17 protein-coding genes are annotated in these 21694 nt (G+C 63.8%); 10 read left to right on the forward strand and 7 right to left on the reverse strand.

The annotated features are described in order from the left end of the window. Nucleotides 1–103: 103 nt before the first annotated feature. Both ACLL97_RS15105 and ACLL97_RS15110 read right to left on the reverse strand, forming a co-directional pair. Nucleotides 104–778: an outer membrane beta-barrel protein gene (locus tag ACLL97_RS15105; protein ID WP_411281304.1), complete on the reverse strand. Its 675-nt coding sequence runs from the start codon at nt 776–778 to the stop codon at nt 104–106. Between the two features lie 225 nt (nt 779–1003). Further along, the gene (locus tag ACLL97_RS15110) at nt 1004–1759 is read right to left on the reverse strand and encodes a TerC family protein (protein ID WP_411281305.1); all 756 of its coding nucleotides are present in this window, start codon (nt 1757–1759) and stop codon (nt 1004–1006) included. Nucleotides 1760–1789: 30 nt separating this feature from the next. Here ACLL97_RS15110 and queC point away from each other — a divergent pair, with 30 nt between their 5' ends. From queC to ACLL97_RS15140, 6 genes are all read left to right on the forward strand, one after another. Next, the gene (gene queC / locus ACLL97_RS15115; protein WP_411281306.1) at nt 1790–2530 is read left to right on the forward strand and encodes a 7-cyano-7-deazaguanine synthase QueC; all 741 of its coding nucleotides are present in this window, start codon (nt 1790–1792) and stop codon (nt 2528–2530) included. Nucleotides 2531–2533: 3 nt separating this feature from the next. Beyond that, nucleotides 2534–3172, forward strand: a complete 639-nt coding sequence (gene queE / locus ACLL97_RS15120; protein ID WP_411281307.1) for a 7-carboxy-7-deazaguanine synthase — start codon at nt 2534–2536, stop codon at nt 3170–3172. 138 nt (nt 3173–3310) lie between these two features. Beyond that, entirely contained in the window at nt 3311–3886 is a 576-nt protein-coding gene (locus ACLL97_RS15125; RefSeq protein WP_411281308.1) for a C40 family peptidase, read from the forward strand. Between the two features lie 84 nt (nt 3887–3970). Further along, nucleotides 3971–6034 (forward strand): S9 family peptidase, encoded by a 2064-nt coding sequence (locus ACLL97_RS15130; RefSeq protein WP_411281309.1) that lies wholly within the window; start codon nt 3971–3973, stop codon nt 6032–6034. Nucleotides 6035–6052: 18 nt separating this feature from the next. Next, nucleotides 6053–6901 (forward strand): YdcF family protein, encoded by an 849-nt coding sequence (locus tag ACLL97_RS15135; protein WP_411281310.1) that lies wholly within the window; start codon nt 6053–6055, stop codon nt 6899–6901. Nucleotides 6902–7007: 106 nt separating this feature from the next. Further along, complete coding sequence (locus ACLL97_RS15140; RefSeq protein ID WP_411281311.1) at nt 7008–7958, forward strand: hypothetical protein; 951 nt, start codon at nt 7008–7010, stop codon at nt 7956–7958. Between the two features lie 90 nt (nt 7959–8048). Here ACLL97_RS15140 and ACLL97_RS15145 read toward each other — a convergent pair whose 3' ends face one another. Continuing rightward, on the reverse strand, nt 8049–8498 hold the full coding sequence (locus ACLL97_RS15145) for a DUF983 domain-containing protein (protein WP_411281312.1): 450 nt from the start codon (nt 8496–8498) through the stop codon (nt 8049–8051). Next, a complete protein-coding gene (locus ACLL97_RS15150) occupies nt 8495–9616 on the reverse strand; it encodes an alpha/beta fold hydrolase (protein ID WP_411281313.1) in 1122 nt (373 codons plus the stop codon). The genes ACLL97_RS15145 and ACLL97_RS15150 overlap by 4 nt, the downstream gene beginning before the upstream one ends. Before the next feature lie 227 nt (nt 9617–9843). Here ACLL97_RS15150 and ACLL97_RS15155 point away from each other — a divergent pair, with 227 nt between their 5' ends. Next, on the forward strand, nt 9844–11229 hold the full coding sequence (locus ACLL97_RS15155) for a serine/threonine-protein kinase (protein WP_411281314.1): 1386 nt from the start codon (nt 9844–9846) through the stop codon (nt 11227–11229). A 144-nt stretch (nt 11230–11373) separates the two neighbouring features. On the opposite strand, the gene ACLL97_RS15160 is transcribed toward ACLL97_RS15155, so the two are convergent. Continuing rightward, nucleotides 11374–12033 (reverse strand): outer membrane protein, encoded by a 660-nt coding sequence (locus ACLL97_RS15160; protein WP_411281315.1) that lies wholly within the window; start codon nt 12031–12033, stop codon nt 11374–11376. A 137-nt stretch (nt 12034–12170) separates the two neighbouring features. Beyond that, nucleotides 12171–15188, reverse strand: a complete 3018-nt coding sequence (locus ACLL97_RS15165; RefSeq protein ID WP_411281316.1) for a M14 family zinc carboxypeptidase — start codon at nt 15186–15188, stop codon at nt 12171–12173. Nucleotides 15189–15332: 144 nt separating this feature from the next. Between ACLL97_RS15165 and ACLL97_RS15170 the strand changes: the two genes are divergently transcribed. From ACLL97_RS15170 to ACLL97_RS15180, 3 genes are all read left to right on the forward strand, one after another. After that, nucleotides 15333–16115, forward strand: a complete 783-nt coding sequence (locus ACLL97_RS15170) for a DUF1028 domain-containing protein (RefSeq protein WP_411281317.1) — start codon at nt 15333–15335, stop codon at nt 16113–16115. After that, on the forward strand, nt 16112–17218 hold the full coding sequence (locus ACLL97_RS15175) for a hypothetical protein (RefSeq protein ID WP_411281318.1): 1107 nt from the start codon (nt 16112–16114) through the stop codon (nt 17216–17218). The genes ACLL97_RS15170 and ACLL97_RS15175 overlap by 4 nt, the downstream gene beginning before the upstream one ends. A gap of 191 nt (nt 17219–17409) precedes the next feature. Beyond that, nucleotides 17410–17868 (forward strand): cupin domain-containing protein, encoded by a 459-nt coding sequence (locus ACLL97_RS15180; RefSeq protein ID WP_411281319.1) that lies wholly within the window; start codon nt 17410–17412, stop codon nt 17866–17868. A 442-nt stretch (nt 17869–18310) separates the two neighbouring features. Here ACLL97_RS15180 and ACLL97_RS15185 read toward each other — a convergent pair whose 3' ends face one another. After that, nucleotides 18311–21628 (reverse strand): WD40/YVTN/BNR-like repeat-containing protein, encoded by a 3318-nt coding sequence (locus tag ACLL97_RS15185; protein WP_411281320.1) that lies wholly within the window; start codon nt 21626–21628, stop codon nt 18311–18313. Nucleotides 21629–21694 lie beyond the last annotated feature (66 nt).

Raw genomic sequence — 21694 nt, forward strand, 5'->3', positions numbered from 1 at the left:
CGCGGCGCGACATCGACACCATGACATCGACACGACTTCGACGCGCCAAGAATGAAACGGTGCGCGCCGTGCGAAGTTAACGCTCGGAGGAGCGAGCCGGGATTCAGAAGGTCAACTTCACCCCGGCCGTCAGGGCCCAGTTGTGCGTGAGGTTTCCCTCCGCACGGAAGCCCACCGCATCCTCTGAATTGAATCGGCTCACCCAGTCCTTGGCCTGCACGCGGAGTGCGAAGCTTTCAGCCAAGCCGATATCGAGACCTACCCCACCGGTGTAGGCAATGTTCGAGGCGCGCACGTCAAACAGGGAGTTTTTGATGTCGTTGGTCAAACCACCGATGCCCACCTGAACGTAAGGCGCGATGCCGGTCTTCTTGCCCGGTAGTCCGCCGAGCTCAAGGCCGGCGTCGTACAGCCACGTTTTTACCGTCCCCACGTTGACACCACCGAGCAGCGGCAACCCGATGCGGAGATCGCCCGCCGCGTAGGCCAGATTGCCCACCAGCGCGATGCCCTTCGTAAGCGGAATACTGGCCTGTCCACCAACCAGCGGGGCGTTCGTGGTCGACAAATTCGTGCCGATAGGACCGTCGTACCAATTGCCGGTGATCAGGTACCCGGCGTAGGGCGTCAGGGTGGCGCCAACGCCGGTCTGCGCCTTCGCGATGTTGGCCACGAGCGCCGTTGCCAGTAACGACGAGAGGACGAGGACGGCGAGCCGGTGTGCGTGCGCCGCCGGCGAGAGTCGCGAGAGCGAAGCGGTGCGGACGGAATTGGACATAGCAGATCTCCAGAAGGTGTCGCGACTTGTCGATGCACGTCGCGGACCGGCTTGGCCAGCGAGCAGGTCTGGTCCGGCGTGCAACGCCAACACGTTGGTATCCATCCACTTACCGCCCACACTGGGATCGACATTAACGAGCCGAAGCGAAACGATCGTCCCCAAAACAGGACGCTCGTCTGTATCTGCCAACCTACAGTCTATCGAGTCGCCTATTCGCCGTGGCTATTCCGAATCGGGATACTGCGGCACGCTACGAAGCGTCACCGCCTCCGACTTACCGCGTGCGCGGATGTTCAACATCTCGACAATCACGGAGAAGGCCATCGCCATATAGGTGTACCCCTTCGAAATGTGCTGTCCAAATCCTTCGGCCACGAGGTTCGTACCAATCAACACCAGGAACGACAGTGCGAGCATCTTCACGGTGGGGTGCCTGTCCACGAAATCGCTGATCGGCGAGGCCGCGAACAGCATCACGGCCAGCGCGATCAGGTTGGCGGCGATCATGATGACGACGCTGTCGGCCATACCGATGGCGGTGATCACCGAATCGAGCGAGAAGACGATATCGATCACAGCGATTTGGGCCACCGTGGCCCATAGGGAGCGTCCGCCGTTCACGGAAGTCGTGGACCCTTCGGGGCCTTCCAGCTTGCTGTGGATCTCCAACGTGGCCTTGCCGATCAGGAACAGGCCACCAACGATCAGGATCAGGTCACGTCCGGACACGGCTCGACCGAGCACCGTGAAGAACGGTTCGGTAAGGCGCATGACCCAGGCGATCGACAACAGGAGCGCCACGCGTGACACAAAGGCGCCCATGAGGCCGAACCGGCGGGCCTTCGGTTGATCGGCCGGGGCCAGCTTCCCGGCCAGGATCGAGATGAAGATGATGTTGTCGATACCGAGGACGACCTCGAGCACCGACAGCGTCAGCAGGGAAATCCACGCCTGCGGATCAGAAAGCAGATCGATCATGGTGACAAGCTAATGGGCTATCTTTGATAAATGTCTGCTCTCTCGACCACGTCCGCGTCGCCTGACGCTACCGCAATTTCACGTCCCGCCGTCGTCCTGTTGTCGGGCGGCCTCGATTCCACGACCGTGCTTGCCGTCGCGCGTCGTGATGGCTACACGCCCTACGCCATGACGTTTCGATACGGACAGCGTCATTCGCTCGAGATCGACGCGGCGCGACGCGTGGCGGCGGCGCACCGCGTCGCGAAGCACGTGGTGGTGGACATCGATCTGCGGCTGTGGGGAGGTTCAGCCCTCACGGCCGATGTGGCGGTGCCCAAGGACCGCGACGTCGTGCATCCGACCAACGAGATCCCGGTCACGTATGTGCCGGCGCGAAACACGATCTTTCTGTCCTTCGCGCTGGCGTGGGCGGAGACGCTGGACGCGCAGGCCATTTTCATCGGGGTGAATGCGCTCGACTACTCGGGCTACCCCGACTGCCGACCGGAATACATCGCGGCGTTCGAGCAGATGGCAAACCTGGCCACGCGGGCCGGCGTGGAAGGCTCGCAGCGGCTCAAGATCCACGCGCCGCTGCAACACCTCAGCAAGGCGGACATTGTTCGTCTTGGGCACGAGCTTGGCGTGGACTATTCGATTACAACCAGCTGTTACGACCCGACCCACGACGGCACGGCTTGCGGCCACTGCGACGCCTGCCAGCTCCGATTGCGTGGGTTCGCCGAAGCGGAATCGGTCGATCCGATCGCGTACGTCGCGGGAGCCTGATTCATGGCGTACACGGTTCGCGAGTGCTTTTACACGCTGCAGGGCGAGGGTGTGCAGGCAGGACGCGTCGCGGTGTTTTGCCGCTTCTCGGGCTGTAATCTGTGGACGGGGCGCGAGGCCGACCGGGCCACCGCCGTATGCACCTTTTGTGACACCGACTTTGTCGGTACCGGACCCGACGGCGGCAAGTTCGCGACGGCTATCGAGTTGGCCGCTTTTGTGAAGAGTCGCTGGCCGACCGACGCGCCGGAATACGTCCGCCCTTTCGTGGTCTGCACGGGAGGCGAGCCGCTGCTGCAACTCGACGACGAGGCGGTTGCCGCGTTGCATGCTGAGGGATTCGAGATCGCCGTGGAGACCAATGGAACGCAGGTGGCGCCCGAAGGGCTCGACTGGATTTGCGTGAGTCCTAAGGCACGGGCGCCACTGGTGCTGACTTCGGGCCATGAGCTCAAGCTGGTCTACCCGCAGCCCACCGCCCTGCCGGAACGCTTCGCGCGACTCGATTTTCGACATTTTCTGCTGCAGCCAATGGATGGACCGCAGGCGATAGAGAACACGGCAGCGGCCCTGTCCTACTGCCTGGCGCATCCCCAGTGGCGGCTCTCGGTGCAGACCCACAAGGCGCTCGGGATCCGATAACAGAAAGGGGGGTCGAAAACGGGGGCCGTTGGCGAACCGAAGGTTTCCCGCATTGTGATAAAGACCGGTAGCGTGACAGTCACGGTTGGGCTAGGTTCCTCGCTCCGGACCGATCTCGCCCCCCGAGCACCGCGTAACGTGATCTCACTCTCGCGCCAACTTCTTTCGCTCAGCTTGTGCGCCGCGCTCGTCGCGATCGCACCGTGTGCCGAAGGACAGTCGCTGGAGAAACTCGAGTCTCGGAAACCGTTCACCGCGTGGAGTGTTTCAGCGCAGAATCTCCGCGACTCCATCGTTGCAAAGGCGCGTGGACAGATCGGCACTCGCTACAAGCTCGGCGGCACGAAGCCGAACCTTGCGCTCGACTGCAGCGGCCTCGTGAAGTACGTCATGGGTGCGCTCGACGTGATGCTCCCGCGCACCGCGCAGAAGCAGTCGACGGTCGGCCAGGAAGTGCCGAAGGATCTGGCGGCGCTCAAGCCGGGCGATCTGCTCACCTTCGGTCGTGGCAAACGCATCTCCCACATCGGAATCTACGTGGGGGAGGGACGCATGGTGCACGCAAGCACGTCGAAGCGTCGCGTCATCGAAACCCGCATCACCGAGCGCTCGCCGCTCATTCGTCAGTGGAAAGGCGTACGCCGCCTGGTCGGCGGAGCGAACGTCACCATGCGCGACTCGCTGCTCGCCTTCGCCGACTCGCTCAAGCAGTAGCGTCACTTCGTTGTTGCCAAGTAGCCGATCCGCCCCCAGCATTGGGGGCGTTTTTGTTTTCAAGTCGCCCCTGGGGAGGAATTCATGTTCGCACTGATTACCCGTTTCACGCGCGCGGCGCTGTTCGCCGCGCCGCTTGGCGTCGCCGTGATGGGACCCGTTCCGCTGTCGGCGCAGGAACCGTTGCCGAAAGATCGACTGACCATCGCCGATTACTTCAACTGGGAAGACGTGGCCGCACCGAGCATGTCGCCCGACGGTCGACAGATCCTCTACACGCGCACGTGGACCGATCAGCTGAACGACAAACGTGAATCCTCGGTGTGGATCATGAATGCGGACGGCACGAGGAATCGCTTCCTGGTGAAGGGAGCCGACGCGAAGTGGTCACCCGACGGATCGCGCATTTCCTATGTCGCACCTGGTGAACCCGGTGGCGCACAGATCTGGGTGCGCTACATGGATGCGGAAGGCGCCACCACGCAGGTCACACGACTCACGGAAGCGCCGGCCGATCTCGAGTGGTCGCCCGACGGCAAGACGATCGGCTTCGGCATGCTGGTGCGCGGCACCGACTCGTGGCGAATCGCGATGCCGACGCCGCCGCGTGGCGCCAAGTGGACCGAGGCGCCGCGTGTCGTCACAAAAGTGAAGTACCGCGCCGATCGACAGGGGTTTCTCGAAGACGGATTGCGTCAGCTGTTCACCGTGCCGGCCGACGGTGGCACGCCGCGCCAAGTCACGAGCGGTGACTGGGCGGCCAACGGCACGACGTGGATGCCCGATGGAAAGAGCTTCGTGTTTACGTCGCTGCGCACGGCCGACGCTGAATACGCGTGGCGCCAAAGCGACATTTACAAAGTGGATATCACCACCGGTGCGGTGTCCGCGCTCACGTCGCGCAACGGTCCGGACAACTCGCCCGTGCCGTCTCCCGATGGCCGTTTCATCGCGTACACGGGCTACGACAGCACCGATGCGACCTGGAAGGACGCCACGATGTACGTGATGGATGCCGACGGCCGGAACGCCCGGGCACTCACCGGGACATTGGATCGTACACCGAGCGGCATGATGTGGGCGCCCGACGCGAGCGGCGTGTACTTCAATGTGGAGAACGAAGGGTCGCGCAACCTGTACTTCGTATCGCTCAGAGGCGACATCCGGCAGGTTACCAAGGGCGCGCACGTGCTCACGGTGAGCGACATCAACAAGAATTTCACGGCCGTCGGTGTGGCCACATCGTCGACGAAGCCCAACGATATCGTAGCGTTCGATGTGCGCACGCCCGCTATCCGGCAGCTTACCGACGTGAACGGCGACGTGCTCGCCGGCAAGAAGCTCGCGACCACTGAAGAGGTGTGGTATACGTCGGTTGACGGCCAGCGTATTCAGGGCTGGATCGTGAAACCGGCCGACTTCGACGCGACGAAGAAGTACCCGCTGATGCTCGAGATTCACGGGGGGCCGCACTCGATGTACAACGTGGGCTTCAGCTTCTCGCGCCAGGATCACGCGGCGAACGGCTTCGTCATGCTCTACACGAATCCGCGTGGCTCCACCGGCTACGGTTCAGCCTTCGGCAACGCGATCAAGAACGCGTATCCCGGTAAGGACTACAACGACCTCATGGCCGGCGTGGACACCGTGATCAATCGCGGCTTCGTGGATAGCAACCGGCTGTACGTGTTCGGCTGTTCGGGTGGCGGCGTGCTCACCGCGTGGACCGTCGGCCATACCGACCGCTTCGCCGCGGCGGCATCCATGTGCCCGGTGATCAACTGGCTCAGCTTCGTCGGCACCACAGACGGTTCGAGCTGGTACTACAACTTTGCCAAGTATCCATGGGACGATCCCAGCGAGCATCTCAAGCGCTCGCCGTTAATGTACGTGGGAAGCGTGAAGACACCGACGTTGTTGATGACGGGTGTGAACGACCTGCGCACGCCGATCAGTCAGACGGAGGAGTTCTACGAGGCCCTGAAGATCCGGAAGGTGCCCACGGCGATGATTCGCTTCAATAACGAGTGGCATGGCACCAGCTCGTCGCCGTCCAACTTCCTGCGCACACAGCTCTATCTTCGCAGCTGGTTCGACAAGTATCAGATGCCGCCCAAGGGGCAGCGTGTCACGCAGGATCAGCAGTGAGCACTCCGGCGGGCTGGCGTGAGTGATCTGTTGTTTCGGGGGCGCGGCGCCGAGGTGGGCGGCCGCGCCCCTGCGTGGTTGGTGCGCAGCGCGGGCGGCGTCCTCGGCCTCACGATCGTGCAGCTTGCGGCGTCCCTCGGCGTATGGACCGCCGTCGGCGTGTCGTCCGTCACCGCGCGCCTCGTGCTGATGCTGGCCGGCGCGCTGCTGGCCACGTCATCCCGTGGCGCGTGGCTGTGGGTGATCTCCGGGGTAGGTTGCACAGTGCTCATGCTCGTGTCCTACACGCCGCTCGTCACGCCGATGGTCGCCCCGTTCGTGCGCCGTGACACCGCCGTGGCCGCAGGCGAACTCGACGCTCTCATCATTCTCTCGGGCAGCGTGACGTCAGAAGGGCGGGTGGCCGGCGCGGCGCTCGAGCGCCTGATCAGCGGCTTTCAGCACGCGCGGCGGTTGGGCATTCCGGTGGTCGCGCTCTCAGTGGTTGCCGACGACGCCGACCCGTCGGTGGCGAGCTCGGAGCGTGACCAGCGCGAATTGGCCCAGCTAATGGCCCCCGATCTGGAGCTACGCTTTGTTCGGAACGTGCACAGTACTCGCGACGAGGCACTCGGTTTTGCCGCGATGGCGCGCACGCGTGGCTGGCGGCGGGTCGTGGTGGTGACGTCGCCCCTGCACTCTCGGCGTGCCTGTGGCGCGGTCGAGCACGCGGGGCTTTCGGTGCGCTGCGTCCCGGCCGCCTCTCGCGAGTACGCGCTGTCACGCCTCGATCGACCAGAGAATCGACGGCTGGCGTTCGCTGATGTGGTGTATGAATCCGCCGCCATGCTGCTGTACGCAATGCGCGGCTGGACGCCGTCGCAATAGCACCTCACTGAGTGGTTGCTTTTCACATAGGTGATGTTCGACACTTTCATGAGATGCTCGAGATCGGTACGTTTTGCTGGTTGTCTTCCCTCTCGCCACTAATTCCATGAGCTCTTTCTCAGTCCGCAAGCGCGGGACGTCCGCGCTTGCCGTTGTGCTCGCCTTTGCGTTGAGCGCCTGTACCGACACCGCCGCACGTGCCCGTGCCGACTCCTTGTCGGCGGCGCTGGCCAGCGCTAGCGCTGAACGCGACTCGCTGCAGGGGCTGATGCAGGGCTCGAGCGCGGACAAGGACCGGGCGCTGGCGCAGGTTGTCGAGGCCTCCAAGTTTGCCGACGAAGTCGATGCCGAGCTGCGGAAGGTGCGAGGGCTGTCCAGCAAGGTGGGCGTCACGAAGAGCGACGAGTCGGGAAAGACGGAAGCCGCGGCCGCGCAGAAGGACATTCTCGACCGCCTTGCCCAAATGCGGCAACGGTTGGCGGCACGCCAGCGTCAGGTCGCCGCGCTGCTGGACACGATGAAGACGATGCGCGCCGATTCAACGGCGGCCGCAACGCTGCTGGTGGATCTCAACGCGCGTCTCGCCATGCGAGACAAGGAGATCGCGGCCTTTCAGGAAGAGATCCGCGCCCTGCGCACGCAGAATGAGCAGCTTACGGTCGAGAAGGCCGTCCTCACCGACACGGTGAAGGCGATGGACGTGCGAGAGAATAAGGTGTTCTACGTGGTCGGTTCACGTCGTCAGCTCATTGCCGATAAACTGGTGACCGAAGAAGGCGGCTCACGTGGCCTCCTGATCGTAAAGCTCGGGAAGACGTTGGTGCCCGCACGGTCGCTCGACGAATCGCGCTTCATACGTGCCGATCGACGTGAAGTGCTCACGATCCCGCTGCCGCGCAGCGATCGTCCGTATCGCATTGTGTCGCGTCATGACGTGGGTCTACTCGAAGCGGCGAAGAAGGAGAAGGATGGCGCGTTCCGCGGCGAAAGCATCCGTATCACCGACCCGGTGAAGTTCTGGGCGGCGTCCCGCTACCTGATCATCGTCGAGAAGTAACGTCCACGCTGGCAGTCGGTACAACGCAAACGCGGCGCTTACTGGAGTCAGTAGGCGCCGCGTTTCCGTTGTTCGACGTGGGGGCGCCGGTCAGACGTGTGGAAGTTCCCGGTCGCCGACGTCACCATCCTCGCGATGCCAGTACAACTCGTCTGGCGACAGCGGCCGGATGGCGAGATCGACCGCGAGCCACGTAGTCTTGGCAAAGGGATAACAGAACACGCAGCCGGACAGCATCAAGAATGCAGTGACGTACGTGATGAGATCCCACGGCGGATCAGGCCACGTCAGGTACACGAAGCCGCAGACAGAGAAGAACAGGATGAGTTCAACCGCGATGAGGTTGAACAGGTACGCGCCGACAAAGTAGTCATTCTCCCCTCGCTCGAGACGGATGCCGCAGCTGGGGCACTGCTCCTTGAGCTCGAAGAACGACGCGAAGATCTTGCGACCTCCGCAGTGTGGGCATCGCAACTGCAGCGCGCGGAGTACCAGTTGTGTCAGCGACGGTCGAGTGACAGAAACGGTGGCGGAGTTCACCGCCGAGGAAGCGTCGCGAGAAACGCGCTGAGGTAGCCGCCCCAGACCTTTGGCGCCGAGTGCGTGCCGTGTCCGCGCGTGTCCGGCGAAATCGGCAACAGAATGAACTGCGTACGTGGCATCATCGCCGCATAGCGTTCGGCCATCCCCAGCTCTGGCGGATTGACTTGATCGTCGGCCGAGTTGATGAACAACGCGGGCGCGGTAATGCGCGCGAGATTTGCCGATGGATCGTAGTCGCGTGACGCGTCGAACTGGTACAGAAAATCATTGGCGTCGGTCGTGGCCATGCGCGCATCGAGGTACGCCCGGATGACGCTGTCGGCCTTGTCGCGCGTGGGCGCCTGCGCCTGTTGCACCAACGGCGCACTGGACATGATGAACAGCATCATCTGCGCGGCCCGCAGGCCAGACGGCATACTCGTGTACTCGCCACCCTTCCACGCCGGATCATTGCGAATGGCGTCCATCGCCATCGTGCGGATCATGCGATTTCGGCCGGCGATCTGCGCCGGTACGCAAGCATACGGCGCGAGACCGTCCATGAACTCCGGGTAGGTGTAACCCCACACCCAGCCCTGCATGCAGCCCATCGACGTCCCCATGATAAGTCGCAGGTGGTTCACCTTGAGATGTTCGGTGAGCAACCGATGTTGCGCGGTAACCATGTCGTCGTAGGTGTACTTCGGAAAGCGCGCGTGGAGTCCATCGCTGGGCTTGGCAGAGCCACCGTGGCCGATTCCGTCGGGCAGCACGATGAAGTAGGTGGCGGTGTCGAGTAGTTTGCCGGGAGCGAAGAGCTCGCCAGCGTACCCGTTGGAGAGAAAGCTGCGCCCCGTGCCGCCGGTGCCGTGCAGGATCATGACGGCGTTACGGACGACCCCCTTGGCATCGCGTCGGGGCGTGCCGAGGGTGGTGTAGTGCAACCGCAACTCGGGGAGGCGTTCACCCGAGCGGAAAGTAAAATCTTTGACGAGGAAGTCGCCCTGCGTGCCGGAGCGAGCCCAGGCAGCGGGAGAAGATGTGGGCGTCTGGGCGTTGCCGACCGACGCCGCAATGGCAGAGCCCGCAAGGAAAAGCGAGCCGAGCAGGTGGCGAAGAAGCGTTGCACGTGACATTCTGGAAGCTAATGAGTCTCAGCGACTTACGCTGGGATCCGAGAGAAATGCCAAGTCCAAAGCGATCAACCAAACTCTACTATGAAACGGTTCTCACCACGTAGTGCTTGCTTAACGCGGTTCGTCCTTTAGGTTCGCCAATCGTGGACGCGCGCAAGGTGTGCCCCCAGTGTGGGGAAGAGTTCGACAGCTCCGTTGCCTTTTGTGCCAAGGACGGCACGGCACTCGTGTCGCCTGCTGCCCAGGCCGACCTCGTCGGCCATGTGATCGGCGGGCGCTATCGCGTGGTCTCGCACCTGGGCGAGGGCGGCATGGGTCAGGTATACTTGGCCGAGCATGTTCGGATGAAGCGCAAGAGCGCGATCAAGATCATGCGCCCGGCGCTGGTCGGTGATGCGGAAGCCCTGCAACGCTTCACGCGAGAGGCGGAGAACGCCAGCAAGATCTCGCACCCGAACGTCGCGTCGATTTTCGACTTCGGCGAAACGGACGAGGGACTCGTCTATCTTGCCATGGAGTTCGTGGACGGCGAAGCGTTGGCCGCCACTCTCAAGCGCGAGGTGGCGCTGCATCCCGTGGTGGCGGCGGACATTATCGGACAAGCCGCCGACGCATTGCAGGCCGCGCACGACTTGGGCATTCTGCATCGCGATTTCAAGCCCGACAACCTGATGCTCACGAAGCGCACGGACGGCACGTTCGTCGTGAAGCTCGTGGACTTCGGTATCGCGCGTATGATGGAGAAAGGGGCACAGCAGGTCACGCGTACTGGTTTCGCGGTCGGCACCCCGGAGTTCATGTCACCCGAACAACTGTCGGGCGACGTGCTCGACAGTCGGTCCGACCAATACTCGCTCGCGCTCGTGGCGTTCATCGCGCTCACGGGGCACGACGCGTTCACGAACTCATCATCGAAGGAATCGCTGATCGCGCGATTGACAAGCCGTCCGCGTCGTCTCGATGAAGTGCGCAGCGACCTCGAGTGGCCGAATTCGCTGCAGGACGTCTTCGACAAAGCGCTGGCGCCCGATCCAGTCGACCGATTCGAGAGCGTGTCAGATTTTGGTATAACGCTCGGCAACGCCGTGATGGAAATGACGCCATCGCAGACGGCCGAGATTTACCGGCACGCGCTGGGGAATCGCATGTTGAGCGTGGCGTCGCGGACGCCGAGCGACATTACGGGCGTGCGCACGCCGTCATCGAGTGAAGCGACTGCCAAGGCGAAGAAGGCCAAGAAGGAGCCGCAGCGCCGCCGCGATCCGGTAGCCGTGCGCCGTCGCCAATCGGTGGTGCCGTATATCGTGCTGCTCGGCATCGCGACGTGGGGCACGTGGTGGTATGGCTCCAAGCAGGAAAACGGACTCGCGCGCCAAGCCGCCGATAAGATCGGCATTTACGCTGGCGCCGCGCGCGACATGGTCAACGGCTATATCGAGCGTGCCCCGGACAAGGCGCCCGAAGTGGTGCTGCCGACCGATCCGACGCCGACCGCACCCATCAAGAAGGCGAGCACCAAGCGACGCACGAATACCGCGGCCAAACGCGACGCCGATTCGACAACGACGGTGGTGGCGCCTGAGACGACGAAGGTGAAGACGGACAGCTTGTAGATTGGCAACGGCCGCCTGCATGGGACGCCAGACGGAGGATTGCGGGAGGGAAGAATCCGGTGCACCGCGCCACGGTGCTGCTTGCTCCGTCCTGAAACCCTCCCCCCGACACCCTAAGCCGTCGGCCGTTATCCTTCGTTCCGATTAAAAGCCGAAGCGAATACCGACGCTCACCGGAACGATCTGCAGCGCTGCACGGTTACATCCGACGTCGCCAATGCAATTGAGCTTCGGCGTACCGTCGAACACGTGATGAAAGCGCGACTCAACGAAGGCGGCCATCCCGCCCATACCGAACTCGATGCCGGCGCCGCCGTTGAGGCCGAACTTGGTCGTGTTCTCTTCGTTGATGTTCAGGAGCGAACCGCAGCCAGCGCCGGCGCATTTCGGGCTGTTGCGCACGTAGTAGCCGCCCACGCCGCCGGTGACATACGGACGGACCGGTGAATTCTCGAGTGGAATGCCGAGCATCGCGTTGAGCGTGCCGGTCACCATGCTGTACTTGTTCGAGATCGTTACCTGCGTGGTGCTGCTGCCGGTGGTCACGAGATTGCGGTCACCGAAGCCGTGATACATCACGTCGGCACGAAGGCCGAACGGACCTACACGACGGCCAAAGTCGGCAAAACCACCGACGTGAAAACCAGCCGGTGCCACGTCGTTGTAGTCACCGACCGGGAACGTGGCGCCACCGAGGATGCCGAAGCCGACGGCCGGCGCGGGAGTAGTCGAGCTTGCCTGCGCCTGAACGGCGAACGGCGTTGCGATGGCCACTAGGCCACAAAGCACGCGAGTCAATTTCATGGTGTTTCTCCTTGAGATGGGAATACAGACAAGGAGGAGGCATGTCTTGTGCCGCGAGTTTGATGCGCGTGCGCGAGGACACAAAGGGGCCCACCGCCCCCAAGCGCTTGGCCATTCACATCCCGCCGCTCACGCCACTACCGCCCCGCGTCCAGATCATTCCAATTCAGGATCGCGTTGAATCCGAGGAAATACGTGCCTTGGGTCTGCCATCTCCAGAACGGACGGATCGCAAACATCACGACGTGGCCCTTGCCGACGGGGGCGTCGATCAGCTGGGCGCGGTTGGCTAAACCTTCGCCATTGGCCAGCGTACCGGACAGCAACATGTCGCCGGCATTGGCCGGGAACTGCATGATCACGCGCGGTCGGGAGCCGTCGATGCCCGTGGCTCCACCGAACACGGACCCGCCGACTGTATTGGCTCCAGCAGCGGCTCCAGCAGCGGCTCCAGTGCCTCCGGTAACGCCACGGCCACTCTGAGCCGATCCAGCAGCGGTGGCGGGCCCAGCGGGCGCGCCACGCCCCCCCGCAGGCATTGCCGTGCCGGTCGAGTCACTCGCACCGAATGTCCATGGCGAAATGCGCAGCGGCACGGCGTTGGGGGTGATGTTCTGGCTGAGCGCCGAGCCGCGTCCGCCGCCACCGCCGGCGAAGAGGCCGACCGACCCCGCGACTGACAGCACGGGATCCTGATTGAAGTACACCGGCATCTGCGCGTCGAAGCCGTACGCCAACGGGCTCGTGCGATCGATAACCACGCCGCGGAGAATCGTACCGCGGGCGAACAGTCCGGCCGGCGACTCCACGGTGATGCCGCTGGTGAGGTTGTACGCCGGAAAGATCGTCGTCGTCGACCCTTCCACGATCAGCGTACCACCAGCCTGCACAAACTTGTACAGCTCGGTGAGTCCTTCGATCCCCAGGCCGCCGCGGATGTCGTCGGCGCTGTCATTGGCGCCAAGATTCGGCGTGGCCGGAGATTTTTTATAAGGCAACGGGGTACTGCCCGACTTGATGAGGCCGGCCACGTGCGACTGCGCGCTGCCGCCCACGCTGGGATAGATGATCACGTCGTACTTCGCGCGGAGCTTGCCGTCCCTGAGCTTGATGTCGGCGAAGTAGGTGTACGGCACGCCGTAACTGTCGAGCGCGGCCCGCACCCACCCTTCATCCTGCGTTCGCTGCCAGGCATGGATGTAGCCGATGCGCGGAAGATCGAGGTCGTGCAGCTTCACGGCCGGTGCGGCCGCCACCGCGACGCCGCTCAGGCCAAGTTCCTTGAGTGTCGGCTCGAGTTTGGCGCGATCGGCTGCGGGAATGATGAACGCCCCCGCGCGGAACGAGCGACCGGCCGCTTCGAAGTCGGCTTCGGCGGCCTGCATACGTACTCCCGCGTGCGTGGTACGGAATTTCATCAGGTTGTTGTCGGTGGTGTGATCGACGATCAACACCGCGCCCGCGCCCGCGATGCCGCCGGCCGCGTGCACCTTGGCCGTCACGGCCGTCATCGCCTGATCGAGGATACGCTTGTCGCTCACCGGCAGCAGCGCCACGTTGCGCATGTACTGAAACGTCCAACCCGTGTCGTCGTATGGGCTCGGATTGGACGGCGAGTAGTTCTGAATCGAGAAGTACATGTCGGCGAGCGTGCGATACGGTTGGTCGCCGCGCACGATGTAATCACCCGGCTTCACCTCGAGCGAACCCACCGTGAACGCGGTGTTCGCAGTGTGCACTTCGAGCCCCTGCTTGCGCAATTCGTTCACGGCATCGGCGGCGTCGGCCTTCCGACGTTGCGTGGCCGGAATCACCCACGCGAACGGGCCGGCGCCGGACTTCCCCCTCTCCACCGCCCGCTTGTTCTTGATCCAGTAGTTCTCGAGATAGAGCGACTTGTTATCGGCGAAATGCTTGAGCGAGAAGAGCACCGCGGACTGCTGAATGTTCGTGTTGTTGCGCGGCCCCCACTTGATGTACGGCAGCGGCGGATTCGGACGGAACCACTCGCGGCTGGTCGTCGTGGCCGGCGGACGCACTTCGTAGTTGTCCGGGCCGTAGCTCTGCACTTCGTAGAAGCGGCCGATCGCGTTCTTCGTGTGCGCGGCGAAGAACATATAGTTCGGCGTCCACCCGTCGTAGAAACCGTACGTCCACACCCCCGGCACGCCGCGCTTCGTCAATTCCTGCACGTCCACTTGGGCCATCATCCACCACTCGGTCACGGTGATGGGGTCGATGGCGTCGTTGTACGGGCCTGTGCCGGTGCTCGAGTAGAGGTACGTGACCGACTCGTGCAGATCGTGCATTACCTGCGGCTTCCATTGCAGGAAGAAGTCGTTCACGTTCTTCGTGAGCGACAGGAACTGGCCCATGCCGTCGCGATTGTTGTCGTGGGCGACGTACTTCCCCCAGTACATGAGGGGGAGTCGCGCCGCGCCGGGAGGCAGTTTCTTGTTGTAGTAATAGGTGTCGACCTGCTTCTCACGGCCGTCCACCTCGATCACGGGCGTGATGAAGGTGATGATATTGTTGCGGATCTGTTGAATGAACGGCGTCTCTTCGACGATCAGTCGATACGCCAGCTCCTGCAGCATCTCCGGACCGCCAGTTTCCGGCGAGTGGATACCGCTGGTGAGCCAGTACATCGGCTTCGTGGTGCCGATCAGCCGCTTCGCCTCCGCCTCGCTCGTTTTGCGCGGATCGCTGAGGGCGGCGATGTCGCCCTTGAATTGCTCGAGATTGGCAATGGTCGTCGAATCGGCGATCACCAACACCACCATCTCGCGCCCTTCTTCCGTTTTGCCGATCGTCCAGTACTTGGCGCGCGGCGAGGCGTTGTCGAGCGCTTCGAAATAGCGATGAATGTCCTTGGCGTACGTGAGCTCACCGGGCGTGCCGACAATGCGACCGTGAAACCTGAGCGGCGTCGGCACGGTGCTCGACGACGGCAGGTGATCCACCAACTCGGTCGTAATGCGAGGATCCTGTAAAAACTCCTTGATCTTCGCGGTGTACGCCGAATCGACCTGCCGTGCGCTCGCGCTCGGGCCCACCGGTCCCTGCCCCGACGCCGGCAGGGCAACGCTGCACATCGCGGTTGCGGCCACGGAATGAACGAACACCGCGCGCCATCGCTGAATCCTGCCGGCCATGTGCTGTCTCCTCGAAAATGTGAGCCACTCGCTTCCTGGAGACTACGCGGCATCTGGCGTGAGCGCTCACGCGGTGCGGATGTGATGCAGATTGAGCGCAGCGTGCAGCCGCTGGTCGCTCCGGTCCCTCCTCCAATCACCACCATGCGCTCTCTACCGTCCGTCATCCGAACCATTGCGCTCACGCTCGGCATTTTCGGCGCGGCGATGCCAGCCCACGCGCAATCGTCGAGATTCACGACTACCGCGCCGCTCCCTTGGCCCCCGGTAGCGACCTTCTCCATTCTTGGCTACGACCCGGCCACCGGTGAAATCGGCGGCGCGGTGCAGTCGCGCGTCTTTTCCGTGGGCAATGGCGTGCTCTGGGCCGAGGCCGGCGTCGGTGCTGCTGCCACGCAGGCCATTGTGGACGTGAGCTATGGTCCGCAGGCGATTGCGTTACTGCGTCAGGGCGTGAAGCCCGCCGACGTCGTGAAGCGCGTGTGGCAACGTGATCCCGATCCGCGCCCCGTGGACTGGACCAAGGAAGGACGCCAGTTCGCGGTGATCGACGCGAACGGTAACGTGGCCGCGTACACGGGCCCCAAGGCCACCGAGTGGGCCGGCGACAAGCAGGGGAAGTTCTGCACCGCACAGGGCAACATCTTGGCCAGTGCCGAGGTGGTGAAGGCGATGGTGAGCGCGTTCGAGAACACCGAGGGCCACCTCTCCATGCGGCTGTTGGCGGCGCTCGAAGCCGGCCAGATGGCCGGTGGTGACAAGCGCGGCATGCAGTCGGCCGCAATGTTGATCGTGAAAAAGGACGGCGGCGTATGGCTACACAACGATGTCGTGCTACGCCTGCAGGTCGACGACAGTCCAGAGCCGATCAAGGAACTGCGCCGACTGGTGGAGAAGGCGGCGACGATGCGGAGACCGCGCCGATGACACGCGGGATTGCCGGCACGGTAGCAATCACCCTGCTGCTCGGCACCGCCGTGTTGCCGGCGCAGTCCACGCAGTCGCCGCCGACGGCGCTCAAAACGCGGTACGTAATGCTCGTACTTTCCGACGGCGTTCGATGGCAGGAAGTGTTCAATGGCGCCGATGCGTCACTGATGGGAAAGAGTGGCAATGTGTCGGACACGGCCGCCCTGCGACGCGACTTCTGGCGCGAGGCGCCGCAATCACGACGGCAGGCGCTATTCCCGTTTCTGTGGGGCACCGTCGCCGCGCAGGGACAGCTCTTCGGGGACAGCGCCGGCGGCAGTCAGGCGCGCATCACCAACACGATGAAGTTCTCGTATCCCGGATACAGCGAAACGTTCACCGGGTTTGCCGACGCCCGCATCGACAGCAACGACCACCCGCCCAACGTGAACACGACGGTGTTCGAGTGGCTCAATCGCGATGCGGTCTTCCGCGGCCGAGTCGCGGCCTTCGCCACTTGGAACGCGTTCCGCCGCATCATCAACGCCGAGCGGAGTGGCGTACCGGTGTATGACGGGTGGACCCGCGGCGTCGCACCGTCGGCGACGCCACGCGCCGCGTTGCTGCGGGAGCTCTATGCGACCACCATCCGCCTCTGGCCCGACAATGCCTTCGACGCGCTCATGCATCAATCGCTGCTGGAGTACCTCACCGCGCATGAACCGCGCCTGTTGTTCGTGGGTTACGGCGAGACCGACGAGTGGGCACACGCCGGGAAGTACGACCTGTACCTGCGCTCGGCGCGCAACATGGACGGCTATCTCGCGCAGCTGTGGGCGCGGGTCCAGCGTGATCCGCGCACGCGCGACAAGACCACACTGATCGTGAGTACCGACCACGGACGCGGATGGGGACGCGACTGGACCGATCACGGCCAGGATGTGGCCGGCGCCGAATTCATCTGGACCGCAGTGATAGGCCCCGACACGCCGGCCCGCGGCGTGCGCGGCCACACGCCGGTGCAACAGGCGCAGGTGGCCGCCACCATCGCGGCGCTTCTGGGGCGGGATTGGCAAAAAGCCGAGCCCAGAGCGGCCCCGCCCCTTCCCGTCTTTCGTTAGCGCGGTGCTCGCGGCGCTGTACTGACCGCGCGACGGTGCGTCGGGCATCGGGATGCCCGACAGCTGCAGCGACGAGAGCGGCGCCGGCAACTTGTCAGACGTCACCGACGTCACCGACGCCACCGACGCCACGCGCGCGCCGATCATCATCTGTTCGTTCGAAGCACGTCTCATTTGCCCACGGAGCAACGATGAAACAGAATCTTCTGGTCACGATCGCCACGGCGACGATCGCCGTGGCGACTATTGGCGGTTTTTCATATCCAACCGCCGCCGCCACGGCACGGCGAACGAACGCTCCCCGTAGTCGCATTATATTTGAGCGTGCGCTGCCGGCAATGAACGGCGCACATCTCACCTACAAAGTTGTAGACGTTCAGTACGCGCCAGGCGACACGTCAACGCCACATCGTCATGGTTGTGCGGTGGTGGTTTTCGTGATTGATGGTGCTATGCGCATGCAGGTGCGCGGTGGTGTGGACTCCGTCTATCGTCGCGGTGAAACGTTCTTTGAATCGCCGACCGATATTCATCAGCGCTCGGGGAATGCGAGCGCGACAGAGCCCGCGCACTTCACGGCGACAATTGTCTGCGATCGCGATGGGCCGGTGTCGACGCCCGTTCCTCCGGCCGCGGAAATCGGTCATTGATCGGAAGCCCGGCGGAGCACCACGGGCAAGCCCGCGCGCCGTCGACGCGCTGTCATCCTTGGCGGCGGCATGTATTCGGACTGCCACTCGGTAGCTTTCCGACGGAGGCCGCACCGTCGGTCAGTCCGCTACTCGCGCGACGGCTGGCAGCAGCTCGGCAATCGGCAGGCGGCTCTCGGAGGCTCGCTGGCAGGATCGGTGGCAGCGGACAGACCTGCCCTGGTGCGCCGTCTTACCGCTGGCGCCCACCGCGCGCGCGCGGTCGCGCATTTGCTGGGCGCCCCCAAGCGAGGCCGTTGTTTCCGTTGGGCGTAGTGACCCGCTCGCTGCTCAAACAGTGCTGATTCGCACATCTCGACGATCGGAACGCGCCGCGCACGTCGAAGGCCCTCCTGGCGGTGCACCTTGCCAAGGCACCGGCCGCGCTGCGCGCGGATCGACGCTACTGACCGCGCGCCGGTACATCGGGCACCGTGATACCAGCCACCTGCAGCGACTTGAGCAGCGCCGGCAACTTGGCCGACTTCACCGTCGCCACGCGCGCACCGTGCTGCTCGAGTTCGCGCGTGAGGCTCTGCAGCATCGACTGCTGCGCGACCGACAGCGCGAAGCTGCTATTCAGCGCACTGTTCAGTAGCGCGGCACGGCCCGTGAACGAGCCGTCGGCCTGACCCGACGCGCCCACATCGTCGTCGCCACCGGCAGGCGGAGCGCCGGGCGGCGGACCACCCGTACCGCGCACGCGCGCGCCCGGCGCCTGCCCGACCTCCTTCACGTAGCTCTTCAGTTCCTTGTCGATTTCGGCCAGGTTCTGTTTGAGTTGGGGCGTGAGCTTGGACGTGTCCGCGTCGGCCGCCTTTTTCACTTCGGCAAAACGCGTGACGACGCTGTCGCCGCGGGTCTGCTGCGCGGTGATAGCCTTCTGGAACTGTACCACCTTGAAGCGGAATGCGTCGAGCGCCTGGAGCTCACCATCGGACATCACCTGCTCAGCGTCGCGCAACAACGCGAAGCGCTGTGTCAGCACCGTGCTCGAGCCGCTCTTGGGTGTGATAGTGAGCCGCACGGTGTAGGTGCCCGGCGCCGCTGTGTAGCTGGGAATCGCAGCACGTCCGAAGCCACCGAAGCCGCCAGCGCCGAAACCACCACCTCCGCCGCCAGCGCCACCGACCGGCGCACGTCCCGCGGCCACGTTGGTATCAACCGCTGCCGTCAGTGGTGCACCGACGCGCATGTCCCAGACCGGGCGGAACAGGCCGGTACGACGCGGCACCGGAAGTTCGCGCACGATGCGCCCGCCGCCATCGATGACCTCGAGCTTGGCTTTGTCGTCGGGCGCGATGGCGTTGATCAGATACGCGAGCCGTACCCCGTTCTCCGGATTCTGACCGGTGAAGCCGGTGGAGCCCATGCCCGAGTTGCGACTGCTATTCAGCGTCATCGCAATTTCATTGCGCGCCGGAAACAGGTACGCGACGTCGGACCGCTTCGCTTCGGCCAGCTTTTCCAACGGTCCGAGATCGTCGAGGATGTACACACCGCGGCCGTGCGTGCCGAGCACCAGATCGTTCCAACTCTCCTGAATCTGGAGATCCCACACCGGCACGCCGGGAATGCCGGCCTTGAGCTGCGTCCAGTGCACGCCGTTGTCGACGGTGAAGAACGCGCCGAACTCGGTGCCCACGAACAGCAGATTCGGCTGCCGGAAGTGCTCGCGAATGACCTGCACCGAGCCACCGCCGGGGAGATCTCCGGTGATCGACGTCCACGTGCGTCCGAAGTCCGTGCTGCGCAGCACATACGGCGTGAAGTCGTTACTCCGGTGGCCGTCGAAGGTGGCGTACAGCGTCCCTTCGTTGTGTCGCGAGAACTGGACACGGCTCACGAAGGTGGTGTCGGGCACACCGGGAAACGCGGCGGTTCTCGTCCACGAGTTGCCGTCGTTCTGTGTGACATGAATCAGTCCATCGTCGGTGCCGACGGCCAACAGTCCTGCGCGGCGCGGCGACTCGGAGACGGAGGAGATGTTGCTGAATTCCGCCGTACCCTCGTGCAGGCCCAGCACGTCGCGCGACGGGACGGTGCCCCGCATTGGCAGGCTATCGCGATCGAGACCGCGGGTGAGGTCGGGACTGATCGTGGTCCACGAGTCACCACGATCGGCACTCTTGAACAGGTAGTTCGCGGCGATGTACAGCGTGCGTCCGGTGTGCTGCGACGGCACGATCGGCGCGCTCCAGTTCCAGCGATGCCGTTCACCATTCTTCGGATAGGGCTTGATACTCTTGGTCTGGCCAGTCCGGGCATCGTAGCGCACCACGCCACCATTCTGCGATTCGGCGTACGCGATGTTGTGGTCGAGCGGATCGGGCACGTTGTAGAACCCGTCGCCGCCCGCCATACGATACCATTCTGCATTCGAGGGGCCGAAGGCGTTGCGCGTGCGGCTCGGTCCTCCCCATGTCTGATTGTCTTGCAATCCGCCGTACACGTTGTAGAACGGCTTCGCGTTGTCCACCGCGATCGCGTAGAACTGCGCGCCAACGATGTTCTCGACGTTGTACCACGTACGACCGCGATCGTAGGAAATATCGACACCGCCGTCGTTGCCGAGCACGATGTGCTCGCGATCCTCGGGGTTGATCCACAGCGCATGCGCGTCGCCGTGCACGCCACCGCCACCGGCGAATCCGATCCACGACTTGCCGCCGTCGTACGATTCCTGCGAGTTCGCGTTCAGACGATACACATGCTCGGCATCGGTGGGATCGCAGCGCACCTGGCTGTAGTACCACGCGGTGCCGTTGCTGTTGTTCACCAGTTTCCACGTGCTGCCGGCGTCATCGCTTCGATAAAAGCCGTTGGCGGACGCCTTCGCGTGCACCGAGGCGTACACCGTGCTTGGACGCGAGCGACACACCGTGAGGCCGATGCGGCCGATCTCACCGGTGGGCAGCCCATTCGTCAGTTTGGTCCACGACTTCGCGCCGTCAGTCGTCTTCCAGATCGCGCTCTCGGTACCACCGGGGAGAAAACCGTATTCACGCCGTTCCCGCTGCAACGAGGCGGCGTAGAGCACGTCGGGGTTGGACGGATCCATCACGAGTTCCGTGAAGCCCGTCTGCGCGGAAATCGACTTGGTGTTCGTCCAGGTTTTGCCGCCGTCGATGGTTTTGAACAGACCGCGTTCGCCACCCGGCGCCCAAAGCGGGCCCATCGCGGCAACATACACGATGTCTGGATCACGCGGATCGATCACGATGCGGCCGATGTGCTGCGTTTTTGGCAGCATGGGCCTGGACCACGTTTTGCCGCCGTCGGTGGACTTGAACACGCCCACGCCCCACGAGGAGCTCCGCATGTTGTTGGCCTCGCCGCTGCCGACCCAGACTACATCGCCGTTTGACGGGGCCGCGGCCACCGCGCCGATGGAGCCGACGCCAATCGAGTCGGACACCGGCATCCATGCGAGTCCGCCGTTGGTGGTCTTCCAGACGCCGCCGGTGGCGACGGCTACGTACATCGAAGTGCCAAGGCGTCCGCCACGCAGCGTGCGGGGTCCCTCAACCACCGAGATGTCGGCAATGCGGCCGCTCATGGAGGCAGGACCGATGGCGCGAAACGCGAGCGGCCGCACGAGCAGCGAATCAGCCAGCGCGACGGGCGCCTGGGCGGGAAGTACGGCAGGGAGCGCCGAGGCCAGCGCCACGGCGATCAAGGCGACCGTGCGGGCGGGGGTGCGTAAAGACAGGTGAGGCATAGCGGGACGAGGCGGGGACCCGACGGACCGAACGGTCGTCGTTACGAGGAAATACGCTGGAGAGAC

This window comes from Gemmatimonas sp., from assembly GCF_046594945.1.
Taxonomy (GTDB): domain Bacteria; phylum Gemmatimonadota; class Gemmatimonadetes; order Gemmatimonadales; family Gemmatimonadaceae; genus Gemmatimonas.